The sequence below is a fragment of the Hyphomonas sp. genome (assembly GCF_036964145.1).
Lineage (GTDB): Bacteria > Pseudomonadota > Alphaproteobacteria > Caulobacterales > Hyphomonadaceae > Hyphomonas.
In genome coordinates this window covers 532,572-558,867 of record NZ_JBALUC010000002.1, presented here as the reverse complement: position 1 = coordinate 558,867, position 26,296 = coordinate 532,572, and the positions used below count along the sequence as shown (strand labels likewise).

At 60.1% G+C, this 26,296-nt stretch carries 23 protein-coding genes and 2 pseudogenes; 8 read left to right on the top strand and 17 right to left on the bottom strand.

Annotated features, from left to right (window positions below; translation table 11 throughout):
- Positions 1 to 4: 4 nt before the first annotated feature.
- The 8 genes from trbG to trbB form a co-directional block, all read right to left on the bottom strand.
- Positions 5 to 1,042 (bottom strand): P-type conjugative transfer protein TrbG, encoded by a 1,038-nt coding sequence (trbG, locus tag V7660_RS07640; RefSeq protein WP_112061497.1) that lies wholly within the window; start codon positions 1,040 to 1,042, stop codon positions 5 to 7.
- Positions 1,043 to 1,047: 5 nt separating this feature from the next.
- Entirely contained in the window at positions 1,048 to 1,740 is a 693-nt protein-coding gene (gene trbF, locus V7660_RS07635) for a conjugal transfer protein TrbF (protein WP_035549550.1), read from the bottom strand.
- 207 nt (positions 1,741 to 1,947) lie between these two features.
- Positions 1,948 to 3,264: a P-type conjugative transfer protein TrbL gene (trbL, locus tag V7660_RS07630; RefSeq protein WP_035549552.1), complete on the bottom strand. Its 1,317-nt coding sequence runs from the start codon at positions 3,262 to 3,264 to the stop codon at positions 1,948 to 1,950.
- A gap of 6 nt (positions 3,265 to 3,270) precedes the next feature.
- A complete protein-coding gene (trbJ, locus tag V7660_RS07625; protein WP_035549553.1) occupies positions 3,271 to 3,969 on the bottom strand; it encodes a P-type conjugative transfer protein TrbJ in 699 nt (232 codons plus the stop codon).
- 9 nt (positions 3,970 to 3,978) lie between these two features.
- A complete protein-coding gene (gene trbE, locus V7660_RS07620; protein ID WP_035549554.1) occupies positions 3,979 to 6,444 on the bottom strand; it encodes a conjugal transfer protein TrbE in 2,466 nt (821 codons plus the stop codon).
- Positions 6,438 to 6,692: a VirB3 family type IV secretion system protein gene (locus tag V7660_RS07615; protein WP_035549555.1), complete on the bottom strand. Its 255-nt coding sequence runs from the start codon at positions 6,690 to 6,692 to the stop codon at positions 6,438 to 6,440. Before V7660_RS07615 ends, trbE begins: the two co-directional genes overlap by 7 nt.
- Positions 6,692 to 7,027, bottom strand: coding sequence for a TrbC/VirB2 family protein (locus tag V7660_RS07610; RefSeq protein WP_035549557.1), 336 nt, complete (start codon positions 7,025 to 7,027; stop codon positions 6,692 to 6,694). Before V7660_RS07610 ends, V7660_RS07615 begins: the two co-directional genes overlap by 1 nt.
- The gene (gene trbB / locus V7660_RS07605; RefSeq protein WP_290495700.1) at positions 7,024 to 8,019 is read right to left on the bottom strand and encodes a P-type conjugative transfer ATPase TrbB; all 996 of its coding nucleotides are present in this window, start codon (positions 8,017 to 8,019) and stop codon (positions 7,024 to 7,026) included. The genes V7660_RS07610 and trbB overlap by 4 nt, the downstream gene beginning before the upstream one ends.
- A 315-nt stretch (positions 8,020 to 8,334) precedes the next feature.
- Between trbB and V7660_RS17250 the strand changes: the two are divergent.
- Positions 8,335 to 8,559: pseudogene (locus tag V7660_RS17250) on the top strand (transcriptional regulator domain-containing protein); the annotation flags it as partial.
- 12 nt (positions 8,560 to 8,571) lie between these two features.
- Positions 8,572 to 9,186 carry a DNA -binding domain-containing protein gene (locus tag V7660_RS07600; RefSeq protein ID WP_335602491.1) on the top strand — a complete coding sequence of 205 codons (615 nt, stop codon included), beginning with the start codon at positions 8,572 to 8,574 and terminating at the stop codon, positions 9,184 to 9,186.
- A 362-nt stretch (positions 9,187 to 9,548) separates the two neighbouring features.
- Here V7660_RS07600 and V7660_RS07595 read toward each other — a convergent pair whose 3' ends face one another.
- The 9 genes from V7660_RS07595 to V7660_RS07555 all read right to left on the bottom strand — a co-directional run bounded on the left by V7660_RS07595 (position 9,549) and on the right by V7660_RS07555 (position 20,316).
- The gene (locus tag V7660_RS07595) at positions 9,549 to 11,558 is read right to left on the bottom strand and encodes a heavy metal translocating P-type ATPase (protein WP_290495699.1); all 2,010 of its coding nucleotides are present in this window, start codon (positions 11,556 to 11,558) and stop codon (positions 9,549 to 9,551) included.
- 55 nt (positions 11,559 to 11,613) lie between these two features.
- Positions 11,614 to 14,739: an efflux RND transporter permease subunit gene (locus V7660_RS07590; RefSeq protein ID WP_034827860.1), complete on the bottom strand. Its 3,126-nt coding sequence runs from the start codon at positions 14,737 to 14,739 to the stop codon at positions 11,614 to 11,616.
- A gap of 10 nt (positions 14,740 to 14,749) precedes the next feature.
- A complete protein-coding gene (locus V7660_RS07585; RefSeq protein WP_034827838.1) occupies positions 14,750 to 16,084 on the bottom strand; it encodes an efflux RND transporter periplasmic adaptor subunit in 1,335 nt (444 codons plus the stop codon).
- Positions 16,081 to 17,373, bottom strand: coding sequence for a TolC family protein (locus tag V7660_RS07580; RefSeq protein WP_034827840.1), 1,293 nt, complete (start codon positions 17,371 to 17,373; stop codon positions 16,081 to 16,083). The genes V7660_RS07585 and V7660_RS07580 overlap by 4 nt, the downstream gene beginning before the upstream one ends.
- Before the next feature lie 74 nt (positions 17,374 to 17,447).
- Entirely contained in the window at positions 17,448 to 17,816 is a 369-nt protein-coding gene (locus V7660_RS07575; protein ID WP_290495698.1) for a DUF2946 family protein, read from the bottom strand.
- A 54-nt stretch (positions 17,817 to 17,870) separates the two neighbouring features.
- A complete protein-coding gene (locus V7660_RS07570; protein WP_034827842.1) occupies positions 17,871 to 18,308 on the bottom strand; it encodes a hypothetical protein in 438 nt (145 codons plus the stop codon).
- A gap of 87 nt (positions 18,309 to 18,395) precedes the next feature.
- Positions 18,396 to 18,875 carry a signal peptidase II gene (lspA, locus tag V7660_RS07565; protein ID WP_051594959.1) on the bottom strand — a complete coding sequence of 160 codons (480 nt, stop codon included), beginning with the start codon at positions 18,873 to 18,875 and terminating at the stop codon, positions 18,396 to 18,398.
- Positions 18,872 to 19,663 (bottom strand): cation transporter, encoded by a 792-nt coding sequence (locus V7660_RS07560; protein ID WP_112061941.1) that lies wholly within the window; start codon positions 19,661 to 19,663, stop codon positions 18,872 to 18,874. Before V7660_RS07560 ends, lspA begins: the two co-directional genes overlap by 4 nt.
- Before the next feature lie 212 nt (positions 19,664 to 19,875).
- Positions 19,876 to 20,316, bottom strand: coding sequence for a MerR family transcriptional regulator (locus V7660_RS07555; protein WP_051594960.1), 441 nt, complete (start codon positions 20,314 to 20,316; stop codon positions 19,876 to 19,878).
- A gap of 89 nt (positions 20,317 to 20,405) precedes the next feature.
- Between V7660_RS07555 and V7660_RS07550 the strand changes: the two are divergent.
- From V7660_RS07550 to V7660_RS07525, 6 genes and pseudogenes are all read left to right on the top strand, one after another.
- A pseudogene (locus V7660_RS07550) lies at positions 20,406 to 21,051 on the top strand (cation transporter).
- Positions 21,048 to 21,500, top strand: a complete 453-nt coding sequence (locus V7660_RS07545) for a methyltransferase family protein (protein ID WP_034827847.1) — start codon at positions 21,048 to 21,050, stop codon at positions 21,498 to 21,500. The pseudogene V7660_RS07550 and the gene V7660_RS07545 overlap by 4 nt, the downstream one beginning before the upstream one ends.
- A gap of 11 nt (positions 21,501 to 21,511) precedes the next feature.
- Positions 21,512 to 22,084, top strand: a complete 573-nt coding sequence (locus V7660_RS07540; protein WP_139068905.1) for a methyltransferase family protein — start codon at positions 21,512 to 21,514, stop codon at positions 22,082 to 22,084.
- Positions 22,085 to 22,460: 376 nt separating this feature from the next.
- Positions 22,461 to 23,405, top strand: a complete 945-nt coding sequence (locus V7660_RS07535) for an ArdC family protein (protein WP_051602529.1) — start codon at positions 22,461 to 22,463, stop codon at positions 23,403 to 23,405.
- Between the two features lie 258 nt (positions 23,406 to 23,663).
- Entirely contained in the window at positions 23,664 to 25,436 is a 1,773-nt protein-coding gene (locus tag V7660_RS07530) for a ParB/RepB/Spo0J family partition protein (RefSeq protein ID WP_035549568.1), read from the top strand.
- 449 nt (positions 25,437 to 25,885) lie between these two features.
- Entirely contained in the window at positions 25,886 to 26,209 is a 324-nt protein-coding gene (locus tag V7660_RS07525) for a DUF736 domain-containing protein (RefSeq protein ID WP_035549592.1), read from the top strand.
- The last annotated feature ends 87 nt before the right edge of the window (positions 26,210 to 26,296 follow it).

Genomic DNA, 26,296 nt, shown 5'->3' with positions numbered 1-26,296 from the left:
CGGCTCAGTTCCCGAACAGGCCAGCCAGCGGCGAGCGCCGCTCGTTGCGTGAGATTCGCACCACGGTCTGGTTCCGCTCGCCGAGGCGCAACTCGGCCGCACGGAACAGCCGGTCCACGACATAATAATTGCCGCGCACACGGTAGTTCACCAGTTCCGCATCACCGTCCGTGCCGAGCACGAAAAGCGGCGGCATGTCGGTTGTGGCGATGTCCTCCGGCATCTGGATGAAGACCTGACGGCCATCATCAAAGACGCGGACAGGCTTCCAGTCCGGACTGTCGCCGGAGAGGCGATAGTCGAAGTTCAGGCCTTCCAGCGTCAGGCCGCGCTCAATGCTTCCCGCGTCCCGTGCGATCGCGCGCTCATTGCGGGCAGTGAGGCCTGCGAGTTCATCCGCGGGGTAGCGCCAGGACAGAGCGGCCATATAGCCGCCGCCCGTGCTTTCAAGTTCCAGATGATAGGTGCGCCGGTCCGTGGCGATCATCAGATTGGTGCGAATGCCGGAGGAAATCGGTTTGACCAGCACATGCGCGCGGGAAGTGTTTCCAGAGCCGGAGATCGTATCGCCCACGACCCAGCGGACCGTGTCGCCTGCCGAGACCGAGACCAGTTCCTCGCCCGGCTGCAGGGCAATGTCCGAAACCTGTCCGGGGCTGGCATAGAGCCGGTAGAGCGCGCCTTCTGTATAGGGATAGACCTGGATCGCGTTCACATAGCCATCGACCGAAGGTTCGATAAGCGCGCCGGTGCGGCCCTGTCTGATGGCTTCAGCCGGTGACACTGAGGGACGCGATATCGTCCTTGTGTAGGTCCGCGTCACGCTGCCATCGGCATTGGTGGTGACACGCGCGCCGATGGGCATCATCTGGCCGGGCAGCGGCAGCGCGACGGCGGTTTCGACGATCTCCACCGGATAGTCGGTCCTATCCTCGACGGGCTTGGCCGCGACAAAGGCGCTCGCATCGATAGGTTCAAGCTCGGTCGTGGCGCAGGCCGTGGTAAGTGCGAGGGCCGAAGTGGCAAGCAGAATACGAAGCATGGGGATCATTCTCCTGTAACGAGGTCCTGACCCCAGTTCAGGGCATGGACATAAAGGCCGAGCGGATTGGCGCGCAGGGTCTCTGCATCCGTCGGCGGCTGGGTGATGATTGTGAAATTGCCGGTGAACCTTTGGGCGCTGACGAGCGCACCATTCTCATAGGTCTTCTCGATCCAGCGGGCCTGGAAGCTGTCCTCCGAGACGCGAACCACGCTGACCACGTCCACGGTGCGGGATTTGCGCCCGACATCGGCGAAAGGATCATTGGCGGAGGCGTATTCGTTGAGCGTGGTGGCGGCGCGGTCGGTCACGAAGTCATAGGCGCGCAGCCAGTTCTCGCGGACGACGACAGGGTCAACGGAAAGCCCCCGGACATGTTCTATGAAGTTCGCAAGGTGATGGGCGATCTGGGCATCGGTCGGCGTGTAGCTTGTCGTGGCCGGAGCCACAGCGCGGGCCGCACCCGTCTCATCGACTTCGACCACATAGGGCGTGACGGTGGATTGCATCGAGCGCCAGACCAGCGCGCCGGAGGTGACGAAGCAGAGCCCGAGACAGCCGAGCGCCATGAGCCGCCAGTTCTTCGCCTGCACGCGGGCGGAGCCTATTCTTTCATCCCAGACCTGTCCGGCCTTCTGATATGGCGTCTCGGGGAACGGGCTGCGGCCGTAGCTTGAAGATGAACGCTTGAACGCCATAGATCAGACCTCCTGTCTTGTTGGGTTGAAGCGGGAGCCTGCGGGCCGCTGCCGCGGCGTTCTTCGCCTACAATCCATCCCCCGGATGGATTGTTTTGCCTGCGGCAAACCGGCTGCGAACTCCCAGATCTGGCCCGCCTTCTGGTAAGGCGTTTCGGGAAACGGGCTTGGTCCATAGCTGGAGGAGGATCGCCTGAAAGCCATCGTCTAGTCGTCCTTGTCTCTGAGGGTGGGGTTTGCGCCCGAAGCGCCGCGATCACCGTCGCGCAGGGAGTGCGCGGCCATCTGGCCTGCCTGTCCCATGCGCTGGCTCGCCTGCATGCGCCGCGCCCAGCCGGGGCTTTGGCTTGATGATGATCCGGAGGCAGAGTTTTGCATGGACGCGGCCTCAGACCCGCCGGTGGCGCGCCAGGCGCCCTGACTGCCGCGTTGGTAGGCGTCTCTGAGGGCTTGAGCCGGGCGCGATGCTGTGCGACGCATAGCGTCGCCGCCTGCACGGGCGACACCGGCAAGGCCTGCGGCGACGCCCGCTGCGCCGGATGCGCCAGAGGCGACCGATCCCAGCGTATAAGAAGTGCGCGCCGCGCCGGCCATGCTGGCGCCGGCCTTGACGGCGGAGGACGCCCCGCCCGCGACGGCGCCGACGGCAGCGCGGCCGCCCATCCCGGCGACATAGGTTCCGGCTGTGACACCGGCGGCCGCGCCTGCGGCGGAACCCGCGCCGAGTTGCGGCGCACCGGTGATCAGGCCGGAGGCGATGCCGGGCGCAAAGATGCCCATCCAGAAGAAGACGATCGCGGCGAGCACCGTGCCCATGACTTGCGCGAGCGTCACATCATCGCCGGTACGGAACGCATCGGTCACGGATGAGAAGAGCGTCGAGCCGATGCCAATAATGACGGCAAGCACCATCAGCTTGATGCCCGAGGTGATGACATTGCCGAGGACGCGTTCAGCCAGGAACGTCGTCTTGTTCCAGAGCGCAAACGGCACGAGCACGAACCCGGCGAGCGTCGTCAGCTTGAACTCCAGGATCGTGATGAAGAGCTGCACGGCCAGCACGAAGAAGGCGACCATGATGATCGCCCAGGCGATGAACATCACCGCGATCATGATGAAGTTATGGAAGAAGGAGATTGGCCCCAGCATGTCGCTGATCTCTTCCAAGAGCGGCTGACCGGCGTCGAGACCGACACTGGCGATGAAGCCGGGGCGCAGGAGATCATCGGCGGTCATGGTCCCGCCGCCAGCGGTCACGCCAAGCTCCGCGAAACTGTCAAAGACGATCCCTGCGAGAAGAGAGAAATTGCCAATGATGAAGGCGAAGAAGCCGACATAGAGCACCTTCTTGAGGAGCCCGGCGATCACGTCCGTGTTCTGGGAGAGCGCCCAGAACAGGCCTGCCAGCGTAATGTCGATAGCGATGAGCGTGGTCGACAGGTATGCGACATCGCCCGCCAGCAGGCCGAACCCGCTGTCAATGTAGGCGATAAAGGTCGCGAGAAATGTGTCGATCACGTCCATGGGGCGCTACTCTGCGAGGAAGGCCCGGGTGCGGGCGCGGCCGCGTTCGGCCTCGGCCAGCTGGCGCGCGCGTTCCAGCGCCTCGGCGCGGTAATGGGCGGCCATCATGGCTTCCATCTGCATCAGCTGCTCAGTCTGCAGGGCCTCGATCTGGTTTCCCGCCTGCGCGACCTGGAGATTGCCGACGGCGGACTGGCTGTCGGCGATCAGCCGGCCGAGACTGTCACTGTCAGCCCGCGCTGTGGAGACGACCTGCGCCGTGACGGTCAGACTGTCCCGGTAAGCCGTGCGGGACTGACGCCAGCGGGCGCGGGCCTCTTCGACGAGGACGGCCTGGCGCGGCGGTTCACTGCCATAGTCTTCAGGGTACACCTCTTCATACTCGCGCTCGATTTCCTCGACGCGGTAGCCGATGCCTTCGGCCTCGCGCATCAGCTCCTCGATGCGGCGCATGCGGCGCAATATGTCGTCGACGATACTATCGGGCAGCGCCTCCAGATCGCGCGCCATGTTCTCCAGCATCTCGATTTCATGGGTGAGCTGCTGGATTTGCTGGTTCACTTCCTGAAGCGACCGGATCGCCTGGTAGATGTTCTGGATGTGATTGGCCGGGTCATAGACCGTCCATTGGGCGGCGGCTGGCGGGGCGATGAGGATGGAGAGCGGCGCGGCGCAAATGAGGGCGGAGGCAAGGAAGCGTTTCATCGGGGGCTCCTATTCGGCGGCGATGGCGTGGACTGATTGGATCGGATCGGCGGCTTCAGGCGCATGGCCGGGCCAGCGGGTGAGCAGCTCAGCCGCCCAGGGCAGGCCTTTCTCGATCAGCCAGCAGGCAGCAAAGCCGTCGCCTTCCGTCTCGGCCCAGATGCGGTCCATGCGGGCCTGATTTTCCGGCGAGGACGCCCCGCAAACCGAGAGGGCGATGGGTCCAAGTCCCAGATCAAAGACGCGCGCGCCGAGGGGTGACTGGTAATAATAGTCGCGCTTCGGCGTGGCTCTTGAGATCAGTTCGATCTGGCGGGTATTGAGTCCGAAGCGCTCATAGGTCTCTTTCGATTGCGGTTCCTGCGCGCGTTCATTCGGGAGGAAGATCCGTGTCGGACAGGACTCGACGAGTGCAGGCGCGATGCTTGAGTTCGCGATGTCGGCCAGGCTTTGTGTTGCGAACACGACAGACACGTTCTTCTTGCGCAGGGTTTTGAGCCATTCGCGAATGCGCGCCGCGAACATCGGATCATCGAGGAACAGCCAGGCTTCATCTAGGATGAGCAGCGTTGGTTTGCCGGTGAACCGGGCTTCAAGTCGGTGGAACAGGTAAGTGATGACGGGGGCGACCGCGCCTTTCGCGTGCATCAGCTCTTCCATCTCGAAACAGACTGTATCGGCGAGGGCGAGGCTCTCCTGATCGGCATCGAGAAGGCGGCCATGCGGGCCTTCCAGCGTGAACGGGTGGAGCGCCGATTTGAGCGTGTCGTCCTGCAGCATCAGGCTGAGGCCTGTCAGCGTGCGTTCGTTTTCAGGCGCTGAGCTGAGAGACTGGATCGCTTCCCAGAGCCGGGCTTTCAGGTCCGGCGTCATGCTGACGCCTTCATTTGTGCAGAGACCTGTCAGCCAGTCAGCGGCGAAACTCGCGCCATGTTCGGTGTCGATGTCCTTCAGGGGCTGGAGGCTTGGGGCGTTCGAACTGCCAAGGTCGATATGCGCGCCGCCCATGCAAAGCGTTGCAGCGCGCGCGGACCGGCCCTTGTCGAAGATGAAGACCTGGGCGTTTGTGTAGCGCTTCCATTGCAGGGCGAGCAGGGACAGGAGCACGGACTTGCCCGCGCCGGTGGGACCGACGACAAGCGTATGACCAACATCGCCAATGTGGAGATTTAGGCGGAACGGTGTTGTGCCGTCGGTCTGTGCCTGGATGAGCGCAGGGGCTTGTAGGTGTCGATTGGCGTCTTCGCCCGCCCAGACCGCAGACAGCGGCACCATATGGGCCAGGTTCAGCGTGTGCAGGATGGGCTGACGGACATTGGCATACGGATGACCGGGCAAGCTCCCGAGCCAGGCATCGACGGCGTTCAGGGTCTCGCGGATTGCGGTGAAGCCGCGGCCATTCACGATGCGCTCGGCCACGCGGATATGTTCGTCCACCACGCGCCGGTCGGGATCGGCGACAGTGATCGTTGTGGTCACATAGCCATAGGAGACAAGGTCGGAGCCGAGTTCCTGTAGCGCGGCGTCGGCATCACCCGCCTTATTGTCGGCGTCATTGTCTACGAGGGCCGCCTGTTCATTGAACAGGGTCTCGCGCAGGACCGCGCCGATCGATTTGCGTTTGGCGAACCAGTGGCGGCGCTTCTTTCCGAGCACTTTTTCAGCTTCGGCCTTGTCCATGGCGATGAAGCGCGTTGCCCAGCGATAGGCAAAACCCTGCCGGTTCAGCTCATCAAGGATGCCCGGCAGGGTCGAGGCCGGAAAACCGAGAATGGTCAGCGTGCGCAAATGCGCGTCACCGATCATCGGCTCCAGCCCGCCAGCGAAGGGCTCATCGGCGAGCACGGCGTCGAGGAAGACCGGCAGCTCAGGCGTCACAACAGGATGGCGCTTGATCGAGATGGTCGAGTGGAGATAGGTCAGCGTCTCATCGTCAGTTAGCTTACCAATCTCGGCGAGGCAGGTGGAAAGGAGATCGAAGACGCGGTCCGCGTGCTGCTGGAACGTCTCCAGCCGGTGCCGCCAGGTCGCGGCATCTTCGGTCTCAGCGCGCTGGATCAGCGCCTTCTCGGCGCGGCCCGTCGCATCGGCAGGCGGTAGCCAGAGGAGGTTTAGATAGTAGGCACTCTCGAACCGGGCGCCGCTTTCTTCGGCTTGCAGCGCGCGTTCCTGATCGATGAGCCAGGACAGCGCATCTGGAAACTCCGCCTCCGGATAGTCATGCACCTCGTGGCGCTGCGCCTCGAAGAAGAGCGCCCAGCCTGAGCCAAACCGGCGCAGGACATTGTTGACCCGGGCCATAACCGAGACGAGTTCTTCCTCGGTCGAACTTTCAAGGTCAGGGCCACGATATTTGAATGTCGTCTGGAAGCTGCCGTCCTTGTTGAGGACGACGCCCGGCGCAACGAGACAGGCCCATGGTAGATAGTCGGCGAGAAGCGTTGGTGTGTCGGCATATTCACGCAAGTTCAGCATGTCAGATGCTCCTTGTGGCGCGTCGAACGGCTCGCAACGGCCATGAAATCCGGATCAGACCGCGCCATGAACACGGCCGCTGAATGCCCGACGGTCCAGAGCACGAGGCCCGGTATCCAGAGCTGGAGCCCAAGGCCGACCGCGGCAGCGAGCGTCCCGATGGCGATGGCGGCCGTGCGCGGTGCGCCCGCCATCAGGATCGGCTCGGTCAGCGAGCGATGGAGGGGGATTTCATAGCCTTCCGCCACTAGACCAGCGCTCCGCCGCCAAAGCTGAAGAAAGTCAGGAAGAAGCTGGTGGCGGCGAAGGCGATCGAAAGACCGAACACAATCTGGATCAGCTTTCGCATCCCGCCGCTGGTCTCTCCGAAAGCCAAGGTCAGACCGGTCAGCGTAATGATGATCACCGCGACGATCCGCGCGACGGGCCCTTCAATAGATTGCAGGATCTGATCGAGCGGACCTTCCCAGGGCATGCCGGAGCCTGCCGCATGGGCGGGACCGGCGATCATCAGGCCGAGGCCGATACAGGCCGCGACCTGAACCGTTCGGTTTACGGTCTGAAGGTGGGTGTAGAGGGTCATAGTGTTTCTCCATGTTGGACGAGGGACAAAGAGCGGGAGACGAGCGGCTGGGTCTGGTAGCCCTCGCCGTCAAAGCCGGTGACGCGGAGCGCCTCTTCAACGCGGCGCTGGCCGCCCGCGCGGTTCATGAACACGACGACGTCAATCGCCTCTGCGATGAGGTCGAAGGGCGCGCGCGGTGTGGCTTCCAGTGTCAGCTGTTCAAGCCGCGCTAGCGCGCCGTGGGCGGAGTTCGCATGCAGCGTGGTGATCCCGCCGGGATGGCCGGTGTTCCAGGCTTTGAGCAGGTCGAGCGCTTCAGCCCCGCGCACTTCGCCGATAATGATCCGGTCGGGGCGCAGGCGCAGGGTCGAGCGGACAAGGTCCTGCAGGCTGGTGCTGCCGCGATGGGTTCTGAGCTGGACGACATTGGGTGCGGCGCAGCGCAGCTCCCGCGTGTCTTCAAGGATGACGATGCGGTCGTCATGTAGTGAGGGCTCTGCCAGCAAGGCATTGGTAAATGTCGTCTTGCCAGAGGACGTGCCGCCGGCGATCAGAATGTTCGCATGCGTTGCAATCGCGTCCTTGAGCGCTTGGGCCAGCGCAGGCGCCAGCGCGCCCTGGGTGACATAGTCGCCGAGTTCAAACGGTGTGGTCGCAGGCTTGCGGATGGAGAAACATGGCGCGGTTGAGACGGGTGGGAGAAGCCCTTCAAACCGCTCGCCGCTGCCGGGGAGTTCAGCAGAGATAATCGGGGAGGTGCGGTTTGCGGCTACTCCCACCCCAGAGGCCACGAGCCGGATGACGCGCTCGCGGTCGGAAGACGGGAGAGTGTGTTCAGAGATGATGAGGCCGATGCCAGCCTTCTCGATCCAGACCGATCCATCAGGATTGGCCATGATTTCGATCGTATCTGGCGCTTCCAGCGCTTCGCGCACCACAGAACAGAACGCGGTGCGCAGCATTGCGCTGCGACGGTCTTCTGTTTCGCTTTGGTGCGCGGGCTTGTCCATTTCATAAGGCTCCTGTCACTCACGTTTCCGAGTGACCAAAGCCTGACAGCCCATGCGATTTTCGGGGAGTGGGACTGCGGGCCATATCCAGCAACGCCCCGCGACCTGCTGCAGATGAATGCAAACGCGAACCTGTAACTATTGCTACAGGTTGCGACTGTAAAAATCCCTCATGAGGAGAGTTTGAATAGTGATCAGATGCTCAAATTATTCCCGTAAGATGCTGTTCATGCATTAAGTAATCTGCGCGTATGAATTCAGTCTTCAATTTCAGGTTGGCACTCATCTTGCTGAATTCCCCTGTGAAGGGAGCTGATGATGAAGACTTTTACCTTGAGTTCGGAAGGCGTCCTGGCGCGCTACGATTACCTTTCGCGCCTGTCGCCTGATCGCTGGGCATGGGAATATGCAAGGCGCAATCCCGACCTCAGACGCGATGCAGAGGCGCGGTCGGACGACGATGTATCTGAAATGAAAGCGCCTTGCGCCGATATTCGTCTCTTGAAGCCCCGCAACCCGCAGCGCCTCGCTCACCGCTGGGGCCTTATGTTCATGCCCGATCCAGACCTTAATGGGTTTGAAGCCGATGCGGTCTGGAACAAGCATGTGTTTCCCGATCAGGTGGAAGTGAACTGCTCACCACGGGCGCCGGGCGAAAGCTGTGATATCTGGGACAGCACGGTTCCAATTTGCCAAATCACCCACATTACCGATTTGCAGGCCCGCGAATTTCTTCTGATCCGCGGCAAGGGCTGCGTCGTGCAGGTGCGCTGCACCGGCGTTTCGATTCTGGGGCTCGAACCTGTTCGGATGAAACTGACCATCTCTGATCTCAAAGCCTATGAGCGCAAACTGAAAGCGCAGAAAGCCGCACTTGCCCTGATCGAGGAAGGCAGCGTGCCCGAGGCGCCGCTCTGGACCAAAACCACGCAAATCCTGCGTGACGGTTTGGTCGCCCTCGATTGTCTTGAGCTTGGCATGTCACGGCGCGAAATCGCCATTGTTCTCAACGGCAAAGCGGCCGTCGATGCCGAGTGGAGCGATGAAACCGGCACCATGCGGGACGCCATCCGCTACATTATCAAAAAGGCGGAGGGGCTGCGGGATGGCGGCTATCTGGTTGAACTTCTCGGCGCACAGCTGGGGTTTAATCAGCGTGCCGCATGAGTGAAGTCTTCACTCATTGCGGGCAAGCTCTCTTAGAACGTCGCTCTTGCAGGTCTGATATGCCCGTCGCCTGAAGTCTCCGCCGCTCTTGAGTCTGGAAGCCGGTAGGATGAGTCCGCACTCGGCACGGACCGCTTCAGCTTCGATGACATCTAATGGTTGGAAAGCTTTTGGGGCCGACGCGCATCCCGCGAGCGAGGCGGCTAAGGTCCCCGTAATGAACAAGTTCCGCAAATTATTCATCGACATACGTAGACTACTTTTGTGAATGATTACTTTTCAGTTTTAGTCAGAAACACTGAGCCGCGCTGGCGGCACCAGGGCGTTTGATTGAATTCGGCACCAGAAGATCCTCAGTTTCATCAATGTTCGCGATCCTGGAACGCAAGTAGTCGCAAAGCGTTGAACACGACGATCAAAGTTGAACCTTCGTGAATGAGGACAGCGGGCCCGATCCCGAGACCGAAAAGCGTCGCGGGAATAAGAAACGCGACGATGCCGAGGCTGACCCAGAGATTTTGCCGGATAGTGCGACTGGTTGCCCGGCTCAATCCGACTGCAAATGGCAGCGTTTCAAGATCATCAGCCATGAGGGCAATGTCAGCGGTCTCAAGCGCAACGTCTGAGCCCGCCGCTCCCATGGCAATACCGACAGTCGCATTAGCCATGGCAGGCGCATCATTGACGCCGTCCCCAACCATAGCGACACCGCGGCCTTGCTTGAGCGATTTGATCTTGGTGACTTTGTCATCGGGCATGAGATCGCCGAAGGCCTCGTCCAGCCCAACGTCTCGCGCGACAGCATCTGCCACATTCTGATTATCGCCCGAAATCATCATCATGCGGGTCACGCCGATGTCGCGCAGCCGCGCTATGACGGTTTTCGCGGCTTCGCGCGGCGTGTCCATCAGACCGATTACGCCCAGATAGCGCTCACCATGGCGCACAATCATCGTTGTGCGGCCATCGGCCGACAGCGAATTGACGCGCTCTGCCAAGTCCTCGGGCACTGGCTTGCCGTCCACCTCATCAAACAAGGCCGATTTGCCGATATGCACAATCTGGCCATCATACATGGCGGAAACACCGCGACCGGTTATGCTTGTAAAATCGGTTGCGCTGTCGGGGATTGATCCGAGGCGCCTTTTCGCATCGCGCACCACGGCCTCGGCCAGCGGATGATCACTCAGCGTTTCAACAGCGGCGCTAACCCTGAGCAAAGTGTCTTCATCGACATCGCCGAAAGGCACAATATCCACTAGGCGCGGCTCGCCCTCCGTCAGTGTGCCTGTTTTGTCAAAGGCGATGGCGTCGAGCCGTCCGAGCGCCTCAAGCGGCGCGCCGCCCTTGATCAACACGCCGCCGCGCGCGGCGCGGGCCACGCCGGAGAGAATGGCGCTTGGGGTTGCAATGGCCAGCGCGCAGGGGCTTGCCGCCACCAATACAGCCATGGCTCGGTAGAAGCTTTCGGAAGCCGTCTCGTCCAAAACAAGGAAGGCCAGCGACGTAACAACCGCCAGAACAATGACGCACGGCACAAATATGCGCTCGAACTTTTTGGTAAAACTCTGGGTCGGTGACTGGCGTGTTTCAGCCTCGCTCACCATGGTGACAACGCGGGCCAGCGTCGTCTCGCCCGACAATTTGGTCACTTCTATATCAAGACTGCCGGACCCATTGATTGACCCCGCGAACACGCGGCTTTCGGCCTTCAGCGCGTCAGGATTAGCAGCTGCCTTTTCGCGGTCAGCCACGGGTCTTTTGTCTACGGGCGCGCTTTCGCCTGTAATGGGCGCCTGATTGACGGCGCTTTGTCCGCTGACCACAAATCCGTCGGCTGGCAAGCGCTCATTGGAACGCACCACAACGACATCGCCGACAACTAACTCGTCAATCGCAATGGTTTCTGTCGTCTCACCCCTACGGACAAGCGCCTCATCCGGAGTGAGATCCGACAAAGCCGAAATCGCATTGCGCGCCCGGGCCATGGCATAGTTTTCAAGGGCATGGCCAATGGCAAACAGGAAGAGAAGAAAAGCACCTTCCGCCCATTCGCCGAGAATGGCGGCGCCCGTAGCAGCCACCAGCATCAGAAAGTCGATCTGAAACTGGCCTTTGAGTATTTTACCCATGGCCTCACGCAGCGCGAAATAACCGCCGAAAAAGTAAGCCGCGAGCAGGAAGCCAAATCCGATGGGGTCCGGTAGAAACCCAAGTTTGGGTCCGAGCCAGCCTGCCAGCAGGCAAAGTCCAGCTAGCCCGGCAAAGATGATTTCCGCGCGCGGGCCCACTATACGGCTAATGACATCGCCATGGTCATGACCATGACTGTCAGTGTCATGATCATGATTTGAGTGTTTCGGGGGTGACATAAGCGTCTCCAAAAAAGTGACGCCTTGGCGGATTACACCGCCAAGGCGGAGTGATTTATTCCGCTGGCACAGTTTCGGGGTTGTGCCGTGTTTCCAGTAGCGAATGATGCGAGTCAGGTTTTGGCGAGAACCACCGATGCAATGCCGGCATCACGAGCAGCGTCAGCAGAGTTGAAGAGACAAGCCCGCCTGTGACGACAGTTGCCAGAGGCCGCTGTACTTCGGCGCCGACGCCAGTCGCAAACAGCAAGGGCGCAAGTCCCAAAGCGGTTGTCATCGCCGTCATCAGAACGGGTCTGGCGCGCATCCCAGCCGCATCGATTGCGAGCGCATCCCGGTCCCGCCCGGCGCGGGCGAAATCATCCATGAAGCTCACCAGGACCATCCCGTTGCCAAGTGCGATACCAAACAACGCGATGAAACCAACCGTCGCGGGAACCGAGACAGGCAGGCCTGTAATCCAGAGTGCGAGCGCGCCTCCGGTTAACGCCAGGGGGATGTTCAGCAGTATGAGAATTGCCGATTTAAGCCGTCCGAATGTCAGTAGCAGGATCAGCAATACAATGCCGAGCGTGATTGGTATCACAACTGCGAACCGAGCATTGGCCTGTTGCTGCAATTCAAACTGACCGCCCCAGACAACGCGGTAGCCTGCAGGCAGGTCAAGATTGGCGTCCGTCAGAGCTTGCGCCTCCGTTACAAAAGACCCGATGTCACGGCCCCGCACATTGGATTGGACAGTGATAAAGCGCTCGCCATCCTCTCGCGTGATCTGGCGCGGACCAATCACGGTCTCGATAGTGGCCACGCTTTCCAGCGTGACACGTGCGCCGGTCGGCGATTCCAGCACCAAACGGCGGATGGCTTCGGCTGTATCGCGGCTCTCTTCATGAAACCGCACGACGATCGGGAATTGCCGAACGCCTTCAAACAGAGCGCCGGCTTCTGCGCCGCCGACCGAGGTCCGCAAGGCGTCAAGCGCGTCCTCAACATCGAGACCATACCGCCCGAGGGCCGCGCGATCGACACGCACCACGAGTTGTGGCGCCCCTGTAATCTGGTCAGCCTGAACTTCAGCTGCCCCATCGACCTGTTGCAAGATGGCCTGTAGCTCTTGTGACTTTTTCAACAGGACATCACTGTCCGGCCCGAAAATTTTCACGGCAAGTTCTGCGCGCGTCCCGGTCAAAAGCTCATCAACAGACATCGCGATAGGTTGACCGATATTGACGACAATACCGGGCACACCTTCGAGATTTTCCGATATCGCTGTGCGCAAGTTCTCCGGCGACAAGCCTTTGCGCCACTCCGACCTCGGATTGAGTTCAACAAAAGCTTCCGCACTATTGGTCGGGTCGGCGTGGGCCCCGACCTCACCGCGACCGATTCGGGTCACGATAGACTTGATTTCCGGAAAGGCCGTCAGAAGCCTTTTCTCAACGCGGGTGGTCGTTTCCGCCGCTTCTGTCAAAGAGATAGATGGTGCCATGGTCACGCGGAGTAGAACATCACCTTCTTCAAGCGAAGGAGTAAATTCAGACCCGAGGCGCGATCCGGCCAGTCCGCCCGCTACGAGGAGGATGGCGGCCAGAGCAATCGCCGCCAAACGCTGGCGAACGAAGAATCCGGCGGCTTGGCTGACCGTGCGGGCAATCCATCCCGGACGGTCCTCACGCGGCTTTTTGCTCCGACGCATGACCCCATTTGCGAGCGATGGCGCAATCAGCGCGGCGTAGAACAATGACCCCGTCATGGCGAGCGCCGCGGAGGCTGCCAGAGGCCGGAAGGTTTTACCTTCCACGCCTTGCAGCGAGAAAAGCGGCAGAAAGACGACGATCACCACCGCAACGGCCGCAATTAGCGGCGCTATGACTTCCGCAGCCGAGCGCGCCACAACATCTCTCTGATCGACAGACGGATCGCTTTCCCGGAATCCCCGGTCGACATTTTCTGCGATGACGATAGCCCCATCCACCATCATGCCAATGGCAATGGCCACGCCGCCCAGCGACATGAGGTTGGCACTGATGCCGAGCCATTGCATCGCGATGAAGGCAAAGCCCACGGAAAATGGAATAGAAAGGACAACAACCAGGCTTGGACGCCAGCCGCCCAGAAAGACGAAAACGACCAGTGCGACGAGTAGCGCGCCCTGCCACAGCGCCGTTGTCACCGTGGCGGCAGCTTTGTTGACCAGTGTTCCCTGATCATAATAGGGCACGGCGTTGACGCCTTCCGGCAGGTTTTTGTTGATTTCCTCAAAGCGTGTCTGAACGCGCGCAATCACATCGGACGTATTGGCGCCATAGAGTTTGAGCACCAGTCCCGCGACCACTTCACCTTCGCCATTGGCGGTGGCCAGGCCCTGGCGTACCCCGCCGCCGACAATGATTTCACCGAGGTCGCGTACCCGCACGGGGCGGCCATCATCGACATTGACGACAATTTCCGCAAGATCTTCAACCGATCGCGCCAGTCCGACGCCGCGGACCGTATATTGCTCGGCCCCGATTTCGAGAAATTGTGCGCCTTCGGTCTTGTTGCCGCGCTCAAGGGCGGTCATCACATCACCAATCTGGATGTCGTAAGCCAATAGCGCGTCCGGATCGAGCCTGACCTGATACTGCTTTTCATAACCGCCAAGTGACAGCACTTCGGTGACGCCGGGCACAGTCTGAAGCTGGTATTTGATGATCCAGTCCTGGATTTCGCGCATTTCTACAAGATCGCGCGCGCCGGTCTCATCTTCGAGACGGAAATAGAGAATAATCCCTAGACCTGTTGAAATCGGCCCCATTTGCGGGTCACCAAAGCCATCGGGGATATTGCCGCGCGCTTCGGCGAGGCGTTCACCAACAACCTGGCGCGCAAAATAGACATCCGTGCCGTCTTCAAAATAGATGTTAACGACGGACAGTCCAAAGTTTGAGACCGAGCGCATATGGTCTAGCTTTGGCAAGCCGGACATGGCGGTCTCGATTGGATAGGTCACGTAGCGCTCCACCTCTTCTGGGGCGAGGCCTTCGGTTTCTGTGAAGACCTGAACGAGTGAGGGTGTCACATCGGGAAAGGCGTCAACGGGTAGCGCCTTGAACGCGAATAATCCGCCAAGGGTCATGGCGAGCGCCGCGATGGCGGCGAGCAGCCGCCCTCCGGCGATACGGTGCATTAAATTTATCATATCAAATGTCCTAGTGGCCGTGGCCATCGCCAAAGGCGTCTTTTTCGAGTTGAGCTTTGAGGGTGAAGGCACCGTCTGTCACGACTGCCTCACCCGCCATTAGGCCGGAGCGGATTTCCACAAACCCGCCGGATTTGGTGCCTGTCATCACTGCGCGCGGTGCATAGCCGCCCTCGACAGGGACGAACACGGAAGGTCTGTCTTCAACCAATTGAATGGCTGCTTCCGGTACGCGCAAAACCTGCTCAGATGTGCCAACACTGAGATCGGCCGTGACATACTGACCAGGTCGCAGTGTGCCATCCGGGTTGTCAACGATCACGCGGGCCGTCGCGGTGCGTGACGTTTCGCTGATGACCGGCAAGACAAAGGCAATTGTGGACTGCGCAAGGATTTCACCGCTGTCGGTTTTTAGCGCGACAGGAGCGCCGACGCGAATGCGGGCGATGTCCTGTTTGTAAACGGCAATATCCGCCCAGACGACACTATCGTCGACAAGGGTGAACAGCGGATCAGCGCCGGCATCCCCGGCTGAGACCGTTTCGCCCAGCATGACCGTGCGGCGCACCACCGTTCCGGCAATCGGCGCTGTCAGATAGGCATTGGCATTATCGCCGTCAGCCGCCGTGGAAATGCGCTCCAGTGCGGCATGACTGACACCTGCGGCATGGAGCTCATTTTCAGCCGCGTCACTATCGGCTTTCGCAGCTTCAAATTCCGCCCGCGCGGCTTGCAAATCGGCTTCCGAGGTGATCTTGTCCGCAAACAGTTTTTCCTCGCGGGCCAGCGCCTGACTGGCCAGAGCTTTGCGCGTTTCCGCCGTGAGCCAAGCGGCTTTCAGACCTGCGAGTTCACGGCTCTTGATCAGCGCCAGCGTATCGCCGCGTGCCACGTGATCCCCTTCGCTCGCATAGAGTTTGCCAATTACGCCGCTGACCTTGGGCGAGACATTGGCAACACGATCAGCGTCAAAGCGGATTTCGGCCGGAAGGCTGAGAGATTGCGCAATCGCCCCCTCTGCAACAATTGCTGTTTCAATACCGGCCTCAGTGGCCGCGTCCTGGGTTAGTTTTACAACGTCGCCTTCGGATTCACTATGATCATCATGGCCGTCAGGCTCGCCGTCACTTTCCGCATGATCGTCATGCTCATCATCTTGATCGGTCTCGCCATGGTCATCGTGATCCGCTTTTTCTTCGGCATGATCATCGTGATCATCGTGATCAGCGGTCGCGGCGGAGGTTTCGCTAGCGACCCGATTTGTATCCGGGGTTGCATTGCCGCATCCCGCCAAAATCACGGCCAGAACCATCATGGTCGTTGGCAAAATATGTGTCTGTTTCATTGGAAGTCTCCATTAAACGGGGCGGCACCGATCAGGCTTTTGAGACGCATGAGGTCCGCATTAAGGGTACGCCGCGCGTCAATTACGCTGACGCCTGCCTCGATCAGCCCTTTACGGGTATCGAGCGTTGATGTGAGGTCAAACCGGCCTGCCGCGTAGCCTTCAACAGATGCGTCGTAGGCGGAACGGGCCGCAGGTAGCGCCTCCTGTTCGAGTAGCGTCAGCCGGGCCTCGGCGGCGCGCACCCGCGCGGCGGCGGCCTGTTGCTGCGACCGCAATCTGGCCTCAACGGCGACGGCGCTGATACGTTCGGCATCGGCGCGATAACCCGCTGCGCGAGCGGCGTCGCGGTTACGGTCAAAAAGCGGAATCGGCACGGTGACCCCGACCAGGAGCGCATTGTCGCCGGTCTCTTCAAATTGGCGAACGCCCGCACTAACCGTGACATCAGGAATACCGGCCGCGCGGGCGGCGTCCTGCTCAGCGTCGCGGGCTGTTGCTCCAGCTTTAGCCGCGGCGAGCGCCGGGTGCTCGTCAAGCCCGCGCGTCTTTGAGAGTATTTCACTTTCATCAGACAATATGGCGCGCGGGGGCGCAAAAACCGGCGTTGAGCTTCCCCAAAGCGCGGCGAGTTCATAGCGGCGTTGATCAATTTCAGCGTCTGCGGCAAGTGCGGCGGCTTTGAGTGCAGCCGCATCTGCCTCGGCGCGCGAGCGCTCCGGCGGGGCGGCCGCGCCGGCCTCAACACGTTTCGCAACGGTTTCAGCCAAAGACACGGCGAGATCCGCCGACTCCCGTGCCAGCGCTGCGAGTTCTGTCGCGGCGATCAGGTCATGATAGAGCAGCGCTGCTTCTAGCTCGGTCTCTCTTAATATGACGCGGCATTCAGCGTCGGCGAGCGCTGCCCGCGCCCGCGCGGCACGCTCGCGCTTGGCTCTTTTACCTCCAAGCTGGAATGTCTGCTCAATGGCGAGCGTGGTTTCGGTTTGGTCAAACCCGTTGAGCGGTCCGGTGCCTGAGAAGTTTTCAATTTCCAGTCCGATTGACGGATTAAGACGGCGCCCAGCCTGATCGGCTTCGGCTGCGCTGGCGCGCGTCTCCAGTGCGGCCCGGCGGACATCCGGGGACGCATGACGGATTTGCATGAGCGCCATAGTGAGGGTTAGCGGCGCATCGGGCACGATGGTCGGCGCGCTGCCTGTTGGCCCGTTGCACGGGGCCGCGACCGCTGTGCCTGCAAAGGCAGCCGCGATCAGGACGCAGAGTGCGCCCTGTTTGAATTTTGGCATGGGATATTCTTCCTTGTGATAACCTGAATCGACATCAAACCCACGCGCAAAAGGCGCGGATTCAGAGAGTCAGGTTAGGCACGCGGAGGACGATAAAGACCGTGAGGACCAGCGCGCGGAACGTGCTGGTCTGCGCCGGGGCGAAGCCCCGATGTAGCTGATAAAGCGTAAGAGAAGGTCAGGCTGTTCATACCCACCATATGCAAATGGCATGGCCCGCAGCTATGAGTATGATGTTTGTGGGCCGGACGCTGCTCACTATCATCATTTTCAGTGTCACCGATTTCGGCGGCATGATGCGCTTCAGCGTCTGCGGTCATACAGGCAATCTCTTCAGCGTCCACAGGATGAATATCGGCCGCCGTTGCACCCATACCAAGGGTCACGCTCAACATGAGCGCAAGCCAAAACCTGACGGTGCATATGACGGTTACAATTTTCATTCGCTCAACGACTATCCTATTTCATTGTCAAAATCATTAAATCTATTCATTTATTTAGTGCGGCTCAGTGTCATGACCCGTCTTTATCGCAATCTCGCTGCATTTAATGCGTTCCCGAATATCGCCCTTGGCATTTCGGGTGACAAATCTATCAGCGTCCAATGTCATAATACTGAGTTCAACAGCGGGTTTTGATTGCCCGCTGGGATCGAGCGGAAAGTCATTATGCGTCATGGCCAGCACGTCGCCGTTGCGGTCCCAACTGCCAATCGCATGGACCGGCCCTTTGGCGCTGAGGAGGACAAGCACGACCCCATCCGATGAAAAATAAGTAATCGGAGCGGTTTCACAGGCGTCACCGTCGGTCCCGCTGGCCCAGGCCCCGAGCGGTTGTAGCGTCTCAGTGAGCGGATCGGCAAAGCTGGCGCAGCTTGCTACGAGCGCTGAGGCGGCCATTGCGAGGCCAACGCGAAGTGAATCGAATTTGATCATGTCGGTTTTATAGCCCCTACAGTGGCTGTAGGGGCAAGCGAATTCTTACATCGACAACTATTAAGCATGGGCCAGATTAATCAGCCGCTATTTTTGTTCAGCATTATCCGTCCGTCGTGGCTTCGTGAGTAACTCAGAGATCAACAGTAAGCCGACACCGCAGACAATCGCGCTATCGGCGAAGTTGAACGCGGGCCAGTGGTAGTTATTGATGTGAAAATCTAAAAAATCGGTCACCGCTCCATGTCGCACGCGATCGACTATGTTTCCGAGTGCTCCACCTGTAATCAGCCCGAGTGCGGTTGCGATCTGGCGATCAGCGGTGCGCCATAACCAATAGAATAAAACCGCGACGATCGATAGAGCGGCTAGAGTAAGGAGCCAGGGAGGCAGGCTGCCTAGAAGACCAAAGCTGATACCATTGTTCTTGAGCCGCACAATGTTGAAGAATGGAAGGACCGTCACACCGTTATCCAGGGCATCAATATTGAGGATAAGTGCTTTAGTGAGTTGATCTATCGCCAGAACGCCCAGACCAATGATGAATCCAATCTTCTGAATGGTCATATTGCGGCTCTGAGGTCGTTGCGTGCATCGCGAATTATTGCCCATGCAGAATGCAGGAATAGCCCGGCGATCCCGACTGCAACCACGAGATCGGGCCAACCGTGACCGAGCCAGGCGACCAAACCTGCTGCCACAATTACGGCCGCGTTCCCGATGGCGTCATTACGTGAAAACAACCAAACCGCGCGGACATTAGCGTCGCCTTTTCGGTGAGGGAGTAGCGGTAAGACGGCGATGACATTTATGACGAGCGCGATGAGCCCGAACATGCCCATCAGGGCAGCGTCAGGTATCGTTTGATTAAGAAGACGCCACACCGTATTCGCGAGTACGCCGAAGCCAAGCAAAGCCAGGAATACGCCTTGAATCATGGCTGAACGAGCGCGCCAGGCAAGACTCCAGCCGATTGCGAGCACGCCGAGGAATGTAATGAGACCATCACCGACAAAATCTAACGCATCAGCTTTTAACGCCTGTGAACCGGCGAAAAAACCCGCGATCATTTCCACAATTCCATAACCAACGTTCAGGAAAATTACGATCCAAAGGGCGCGTAAATACTCCGGATTCTTTTGGGTTTGTGAGGCGGCGGGGCCATCATCGCCTGGCGCAATTCTCTCGAAGCCGTAACCGGTTTTGGCGACGCCAAGTTCGATTTCTGGAAGTTGGGACTCTGAAACCCATAGCGTCATAATATGTGTCGCAGCCGAAACTTTGACGGCTTTTGGGGCGACACCAGCCGATTGAGCCGCCCGTTCGATTTCGGCAGCATCTCGCGCGCAATCCATTCCTGATACCCGGTAACGAAACGGGAGCGAAGTGTCGGAGCCTGCTGTTGGGGAGGTAGATGTTTTGCTCATGACAATGCTCTCAATTGAGAGACTACACGTATGCTTTGTCGTTGTTCCATTCAGTCTCGCCCATCCAAATTTATCGGGAGGTGCTTTCAATAATGGAAGAGAATTACCATCTACAGTCACTGTAGGGTCAAGCGGTTTGCTCAAAAGGTCGAAAGCCGCTCATGCGCATCTGCGATGCATTCGCTATGATCATTGAGCGTTGAAATGATCCGACACGTGTCAACCCGGCCGCCCTCGCAGCACGTAATCATCCGTTTGAGCTCCGCCTCAAGCGCTTCAAGCTGCGTCAGGCGTTTGCGCACATCTGCAAGCTGTTCACGGGCTATCGCGTCCACGGCCGTGCAATCCTGATCCGGCTGAGTTTGCAGATCAATCATTTCACGAACGGCCTCCATCGGAAAACCAAGATCACGGGCATGCCGTATGAACGACAAACGCTGCACGGCCTCATCGCCATATAGCCGTTGGCCGCTCGAACTTCGGTCCGGCTCGCCCATCAAATCAATCGATTCATAATAGCGTATGGTTGTCACTTTCACGCCCGCCGCTTTCGATAAACGACCAATGGTCATCTGCGTCATTCCGGGCTCCAAAGAAAAGTCTTGCCTCTATAGTCGCTGTAGACTGTAGGGTTTCTTCGAGAATCGTCAATGGGGAATAGGATTAGAAGATGTCGGGTTGCTGTGAGGACAAAACATTTGATGGGGTTTCGCCTGCTTATAAGCGGGCTCTGATGGCCGTCATCGCCATCAATGCGGTCATGTTCTTTGTTTGAAATGACGGCGGGGATAATGTCGGGCTCTCAGGCCCTCAAAGCCGACGCACTCGACTTCGCAGGCGATACGGCGACCTACGCGCTCAGCCTCTTCGTTATCGGGGCGAGCCTGAGGACGCGGGCGCTTGCATCGCTGATCAAAGGCGCCTCGCTCGCAGCGATCGCGATCGCCGTCCTCGGCATGACCGTGTTGAGGGTCATGAACGGCGCGCCGCCGGAAGCCGCAACCATGGGAGTGGTCGGCTTTCTGGCACTGTCCGCCAATGTCGCGAGCGTGCTGATACTGCTGCGCTGGCGCGACGGCGACAGCAATGTGCGTTCGGTCTGGCTCTGCTCGCGCAATGACGCCATCGGCAATGTCGGCGTGATCGTCGCTGGCGGGGTTGTCGCGCTGACCGGAACGGCCTGGCCGGACCTGCTTGTCGCCGCCCTTCTGGCGGGCCTGTTCCTGAAATCGGCGAGCGCCATCACGCTGCAGGCCCTGCGGGAACTGAACACAACCGGCGCGTCGCATGCGACTCCGGTCGAATCGTCCTCATGAGCCTGCGCATTCCACCTCTTGTTCAGGTCCTGATCTGCGGTGCGATCGGCTGGGGACTGTCCTCTGTCACGCCTTTTCTGGCGTTCGAAGGCGTGTGGCGTTCTGCGGCGGCGTTGCTTTTCATCGCTGCTGGCATGGCCATTCTGGCGCTCGCGCTCGGCGCATTCATCCGCGCCCGCACAACCGTCAATCCGCTCGCCCCTGAAGAGGCTGCCACGCTGGTCACCACAGGGCTTTACCGCATCAGCCGCAATCCGATGTATTTGGCCATGGCGGCCATTCTGACAGGCGGCGCGTTTCTGATGGGCAATTTGTCCGCTTTCGTAGCTCCAATTCTCTTTGTCTGGCTGATGACTGAGTTTCAGATCAAACCGGAAGAGCGCGCGCTGCAGGCGAGATTCGGTGAAGCGTTTGACGCCTACCGTATCCGCACGCGGCGCTGGATTTAGGAGGCGCGCCTGTGTTCAATACACCCCTATGGATGGAATGGCTGGCGTTCGGATTGTCAGTGTCCGGAGCGGCAGCGATCTTTTCGCTGTGTGCGGTATCGCTGTTCCGACGCGATTTTCAGTTTTTTCCGCCTCCGGAAAAACGGAGCTGGCAATACCGGACGTTCTGGGCCTTTTTTCGTTTGTTTCTATACCCGCTTGTTGCGCTCTCCATCCTCGTTTTTGAGCCGGCGGAGGATGCGGGGGCCATGGCCCGGCAAGGTGTCGGCGGCGTGCTGGCGGTCACGGGTATTGGCCTTGCCTTCTGGATCTCAATCCAGATGGGCTGGCGCAATGCCTTCGGCGAAGCGCGGGGGCTGGTGACAGATGGCTGGTTTCGTTTCAGCCGGAACCCGATCTATGTCGTGACCTGGCTTGGTCTGCTGGGCTGGGCGATCATCTTGAACGATTTGCGCGTAACGTTTCTGCTGTCTTTATGGGCAGCGATGTACTGGCTCGCTCCGAGGATAGAAGAGCCCTGGCTGGAACGCCAGTATGGGGATGAGTATTGCGCCTATAAGCAGCGAACGCGGCGTTTTTTCTAAGGGCGGTGTTCGGCTGTTCGACCAAGGAAAGGGCGCCCCGGCCTTCGCCGGCCGGGCTGGCGTGAACCAGGCCATCGCTGCGCGCCGTCCCGGCCCTTCGGGCTTTCATCCCTGGCGCAGTTTTTAAGCAGTGTTGTGAAGGATTCGGTCGGCGCTGGCGCGCCGGCATGTTTGCTTCTTTTTTCCCTCTCAGGCGGGGGCGGAGGCGCGCATGCCAGATGGCGGCGCTCCCGGAAGGGGGGCGGCGTCTTGAAGATCGTCTATGTGCCTGCGGCCTCCTACCTGACCCCTTCCGCTCACGCCTGACGCCATCTGGCCAGCGGCCTCTCACCGCCCCCGCCTTGCGGGAAAAAAGCGGGGGTCAGAGGAGGCAGAGATGGCGCAGCGCCGCAGACAACGAAACACGCGGAAAGACCTTTATTCAGAGGTCACGGATAACATCATCGCGGAACTGGAACAGGGGCGCGCGCCTTGGGTGCAGCCTTGGGGCGGGGTGGAGGGGGCTACTCCGCTTGGCTTGCCCGAGAATGGCGCGACGGGCAGGCGCTATTCCGGAATCAATATTCTGCTTTTATGGGGCGCGGCGATTGAGCAAAGCCGTTCCTGTCAGACATGGCTGACCTTCAAACAGGCGCTGTCACTTGGCGGGTGTGTTCGCAAAGGCGAGCGCGGCACGACGGTTGTTTATGCCGACCGCTTCACCCCGAAAGCCGAACGGGAACGTGTGCGCGAGACGGGCGAGTCGCCGGGCACGGTGCCGTTTCTCAAACGCTATACCGTGTTCAATGCAGACCAGTGCGACGGCCTGCCCGAAGACCTGACCGCCAACGCGCCCGACTTGCCGGAGCGCGAGATTATCCCCCGCGCCGAAGCGCTGATTACAGCGACGGGCGCGGATTTCAGGATTGGCGGCGACCGCGCCTACTATGTTCCGTCCAGGGATTTCATTCAGGTTCCGCCGCAGCCTGCTTTCTTTGACCAGATCAATTATTACCGCACCTGCTTTCATGAGCTTGGCCACTGGACCGGGCACCCGAAACGCCTCGCCCGCGACCTGAAAGGCGCATTCGGCACCAAAGATTACGCCCGCGAGGAACTGGTGGCGGAACTCGCCAGTGCGTTCATCTGCGCGGACCAGTCCATCGCCCCGACCGTGCGGCATACGGATTACATCGGTTCTTGGCTGGAAGTATTGCGCGAGGACAAGCGCGCCATTTTTCGCGCCGCGTCGCTCGCTTCCAAGGCGGCTGATTACATTCTCGCTTATGCCGCGCCGGACCCCTGCAGCGCTGCCGCAGCGATGGAAGCGGCGCCATGGTGAGGCAGATAAACAAAAGGTCCGGGGGACATTTTGTCTGCCGAACGAATCCGCCCTTTCGCATCAGCCGACTCGACGCGGCGCTTGCATCGCTTGACGCCGAAGACATTGGCGCATGGGCCGTGCTGGTCTGCGGCTGTTTCCACATTTTCGAGAGCGAGGGGGCGGCGCATCGCGCCTACCGCCTCTGGCTTGAAAACCGCCCTGTGCGCTGACGCACGGGGCATCCCACCAACTGCACATCATGAAGGAGGCAACGCCATGCAGTTAAAACATATCCCTATCACCGACATGAAAGTGTCCCGGCTCAATATGCGCCACGGGCGCAAAGCGCCCGACATTTCCGACATCTATCCGTCGATAAAGTCGCGCGGCGTCTTGCAGACCATGCTGGTCCGCAAGGAAGGTAGCAAGTATGGCGTTGTCGCCGGACGCCGCCGTTTCTTCGCCCTCAAACGCCTCGCCAAGGAGACAGGCAAGGCGCAGAAAGCGCCCTGTCTCGTTATGCAATCCGGCGATGACATTGCCGCGCTGGAAGCGACCCTTGTCGAGAACACCACCCACCTTCCAGCCGACGAGTTTCTGCAATATGACGTCTTCGCCCGGCTTGCTTCAAAAGGCGAGACCGTCACGGTGATTGCAGAGCGCTTCGGCGTCACCGAACTCATGGTGCGCCGGGTGCTGGCGCTGACGGCGCTCACCGATGATATCAAGGCGCTCTACAGGGCCGAAATCATCGACAAGCGGACGCTTTACGCCCTGACGCTCGCCACAAAAGAGCAGCAGGAAGACTGGCTGACCCTGTTGAACGCGGAAGACGAATACGCCCCGCGCGGCGAGCAGTTGAAAGACTGGCTCACAGGCGGCGGCCGCATCACCACCGACAAGGCGCTGTTCGATTTGGAAGCCTATGACGGGACCGTGCTGACCGACCTGTTCGGCGAGACTGCCATTTTCGGGGACGCTGACCTGTTCTGGACTTGCCAGAATGAGGCCATCGCCGACATGGCCGAACGCTACCGGAATGAGGGCTGGGCCGAAACCGTCGTGCTGGAACGGGGCGCGCACTTCCTGACATGGGAGCATGGCAAGCGCAGCCGGAAAGACGGCGGCAAGGTCTATATCGAGACCCGCCATGACGGCTCTGTCACGGCCCATGAAGGCTATCTGCCATCAAAGGACATCGAGAAAATCGAGCGTATCCTTGGCCGGGGCGGCGATGGCGAGAACGGCAAGCCCGCCCCAAAACCGGAAATGTCCGGTCCCTTGGCGGAATATGTCGCGCTGCACCGTCACGCCGCCGTCAGGGCGAGTCTGTGCGATGCGCCCGGCGTCGCGCTGCGCCTCGCCGTCGCCCATCTTGTCACCCGCTCGGATAACTGGCGGCTGGACGTTGAGCAGCAGCGCACACGGAAGGAAGCGACCGCGGAAAGCCTCGCGGCTTCGGCAGGGGAAGTGAAGTTCGCCGCGCACCGCGCCAAGGCCAAGGCGCTGATTGGGCAGGATGACCAAGACGGTTCGCTGGTGGCGGAGAATGCTTTTCCCGCCGACCCTTGCGAGACCTTCGCCCGGCTTCTGGCGCTCAGTGATGAAGAGGTGCTGCATGTTCTCGCCGTCGCAATGGGCGAAACCCTGCAGGCAGGTTCGCCCGCCGTCGAAGCCGCCGCACATGTGACGGACACGGATTTTGCCGCGCTGTGGTCGCCCGATGAGGCGTTCTTTTACTTGCTGCGCGACAAGCGCGTCATCAATGAAGTGGTCGCTGAAATCGCCTCGCCATCCACGGCCCGGTCTGTCCTGACCGATACCGGAAAGGCGCAGAAATCCGTCATCCGCAACCGCATCGCCGGGCATGGATGCGACCCCGACCCGGACTGGCGGCCCCGCTGGATGCGGCAGTCGCCATCCTCTTATCTTGACGGCGCGCCATGCCCGCCCGCCGAAGCGTGGGAGGCCGTCAGGGGTCTGTTCGAGGACAGCGAGGACAGGGCTTCGCTCGAAACCCCGGAAGCAAAGACAGCCATCGCCGCCTGACACGCCTCCCGTAAGCGGCATGGTTCGGGACCGTCCGGCAGTTTTGCCGGGCGGTCTTTTCCTGTTGGTGGCGCGGAAGCAAGCTCGCGAAACGACATGGGTGGTTTCCTTACCAACTGCCCTGTTTGTTCCTGACATATTGGCGTGCCTGCCAGTTGCAAACACCTCTGGCATTGCACGAAGGACGCCCCGAGCGGCCCCGTTTCCTTGCCTGACCTGGACGACCGCCTGCGGGCCATGAAACCGCCCATCGCCAGAAATTTCCTCTGCTGTTCGGTCTGAAGAAGACCGAACGCGCATTCACCGCGAATCAAATTTCCGCCACCGGGCGGTGCTCCGCTTTGCTGCGCCCGCTTCGCGGTTCAGACCTGCCGCCCGCCGTCCCTTTAGGTCAGCGTCAACGGAGCCATCGGGGCGCCCGCGACACGAAGCCAAAAGGAGATATGAAAATGGCTAACGCACTTGGATATGTCAGCGAAACAGACACAGGCTTTGAAGGCGCACTTGCCATGATGAGCCTCAACACGCCGATCCGCATCATCAAAAATGACGAAAAGACCGCCGACAAACAGCCCGATTTCAGGGTCTATGCCGGAGAGAAAGGCTCCGATATTGGCGGCGGCTGGGTCCGCACCGCGAAGTCTTCGGGCCGCGAATATGTCTCGCTCACCCTCGCAGACCCGATGATCGGCCCGCGCAAAATCTATGCGAACCTCGCCCCGGTCAAGGATAAGGATGGCCGCCACGTCATCCTCTGGAACCCGCAGGGCTAGACGCCGAAACACCAACCATAACGCCGCCCCGGAGGCTTTCTCCGGGGCGGTTTTTTTATGCTTTTTCCTTGGTTAAAACGTCGGGGG

Coding starts and splice junctions, on each gene's coding strand:
- trbG (WP_112061497.1), bottom strand. CDS start 1,042: ATGCTTCGTATTCTGCTTGCCACTTCGGCCCTCGCACTTACCACGGCC.
- trbF (WP_035549550.1), bottom strand. CDS start 1,740: ATGGCGTTCAAGCGTTCATCTTCAAGCTACGGCCGCAGCCCGTTCCCC.
- trbL (WP_035549552.1), bottom strand. CDS start 3,264: ATGGACGTGATCGACACATTTCTCGCGACCTTTATCGCCTACATTGAC.
- trbJ (WP_035549553.1), bottom strand. CDS start 3,969: ATGAAACGCTTCCTTGCCTCCGCCCTCATTTGCGCCGCGCCGCTCTCC.
- trbE (WP_035549554.1), bottom strand. CDS start 6,444: ATGCTGAACTTGCGTGAATATGCCGACACACCAACGCTTCTCGCCGAC.
- V7660_RS07610 (WP_035549557.1), bottom strand. CDS start 7,027: ATGACCCTCTACACCCACCTTCAGACCGTAAACCGAACGGTTCAGGTC.
- trbB (WP_290495700.1), bottom strand. CDS start 8,019: ATGGACAAGCCCGCGCACCAAAGCGAAACAGAAGACCGTCGCAGCGCA.
- V7660_RS07600 (WP_335602491.1), top strand. CDS start 8,572: ATGCCCGATCCAGACCTTAATGGGTTTGAAGCCGATGCGGTCTGGAAC.
- V7660_RS07595 (WP_290495699.1), bottom strand. CDS start 11,558: ATGTCACCCCCGAAACACTCAAATCATGATCATGACACTGACAGTCAT.
- V7660_RS07590 (WP_034827860.1), bottom strand. CDS start 14,739: ATGATAAATTTAATGCACCGTATCGCCGGAGGGCGGCTGCTCGCCGCC.
- V7660_RS07585 (WP_034827838.1), bottom strand. CDS start 16,084: ATGAAACAGACACATATTTTGCCAACGACCATGATGGTTCTGGCCGTG.
- V7660_RS07580 (WP_034827840.1), bottom strand. CDS start 17,373: ATGCCAAAATTCAAACAGGGCGCACTCTGCGTCCTGATCGCGGCTGCC.
- V7660_RS07575 (WP_290495698.1), bottom strand. CDS start 17,816: ATGAAAATTGTAACCGTCATATGCACCGTCAGGTTTTGGCTTGCGCTC.
- V7660_RS07570 (WP_034827842.1), bottom strand. CDS start 18,308: ATGATCAAATTCGATTCACTTCGCGTTGGCCTCGCAATGGCCGCCTCA.
- lspA (WP_051594959.1), bottom strand. CDS start 18,875: ATGACCATTCAGAAGATTGGATTCATCATTGGTCTGGGCGTTCTGGCG.
- V7660_RS07560 (WP_112061941.1), bottom strand. CDS start 19,663: ATGGATTGCGCGCGAGATGCTGCCGAAATCGAACGGGCGGCTCAATCG.
- V7660_RS07555 (WP_051594960.1), bottom strand. CDS start 20,316: ATGACGCAGATGACCATTGGTCGTTTATCGAAAGCGGCGGGCGTGAAA.
- V7660_RS07545 (WP_034827847.1), top strand. CDS start 21,048: ATGAGCCTGCGCATTCCACCTCTTGTTCAGGTCCTGATCTGCGGTGCG.
- V7660_RS07535 (WP_051602529.1), top strand. CDS start 22,461: ATGGCGCAGCGCCGCAGACAACGAAACACGCGGAAAGACCTTTATTCA.
- V7660_RS07530 (WP_035549568.1), top strand. CDS start 23,664: ATGCAGTTAAAACATATCCCTATCACCGACATGAAAGTGTCCCGGCTC.
- V7660_RS07525 (WP_035549592.1), top strand. CDS start 25,886: ATGGCTAACGCACTTGGATATGTCAGCGAAACAGACACAGGCTTTGAA.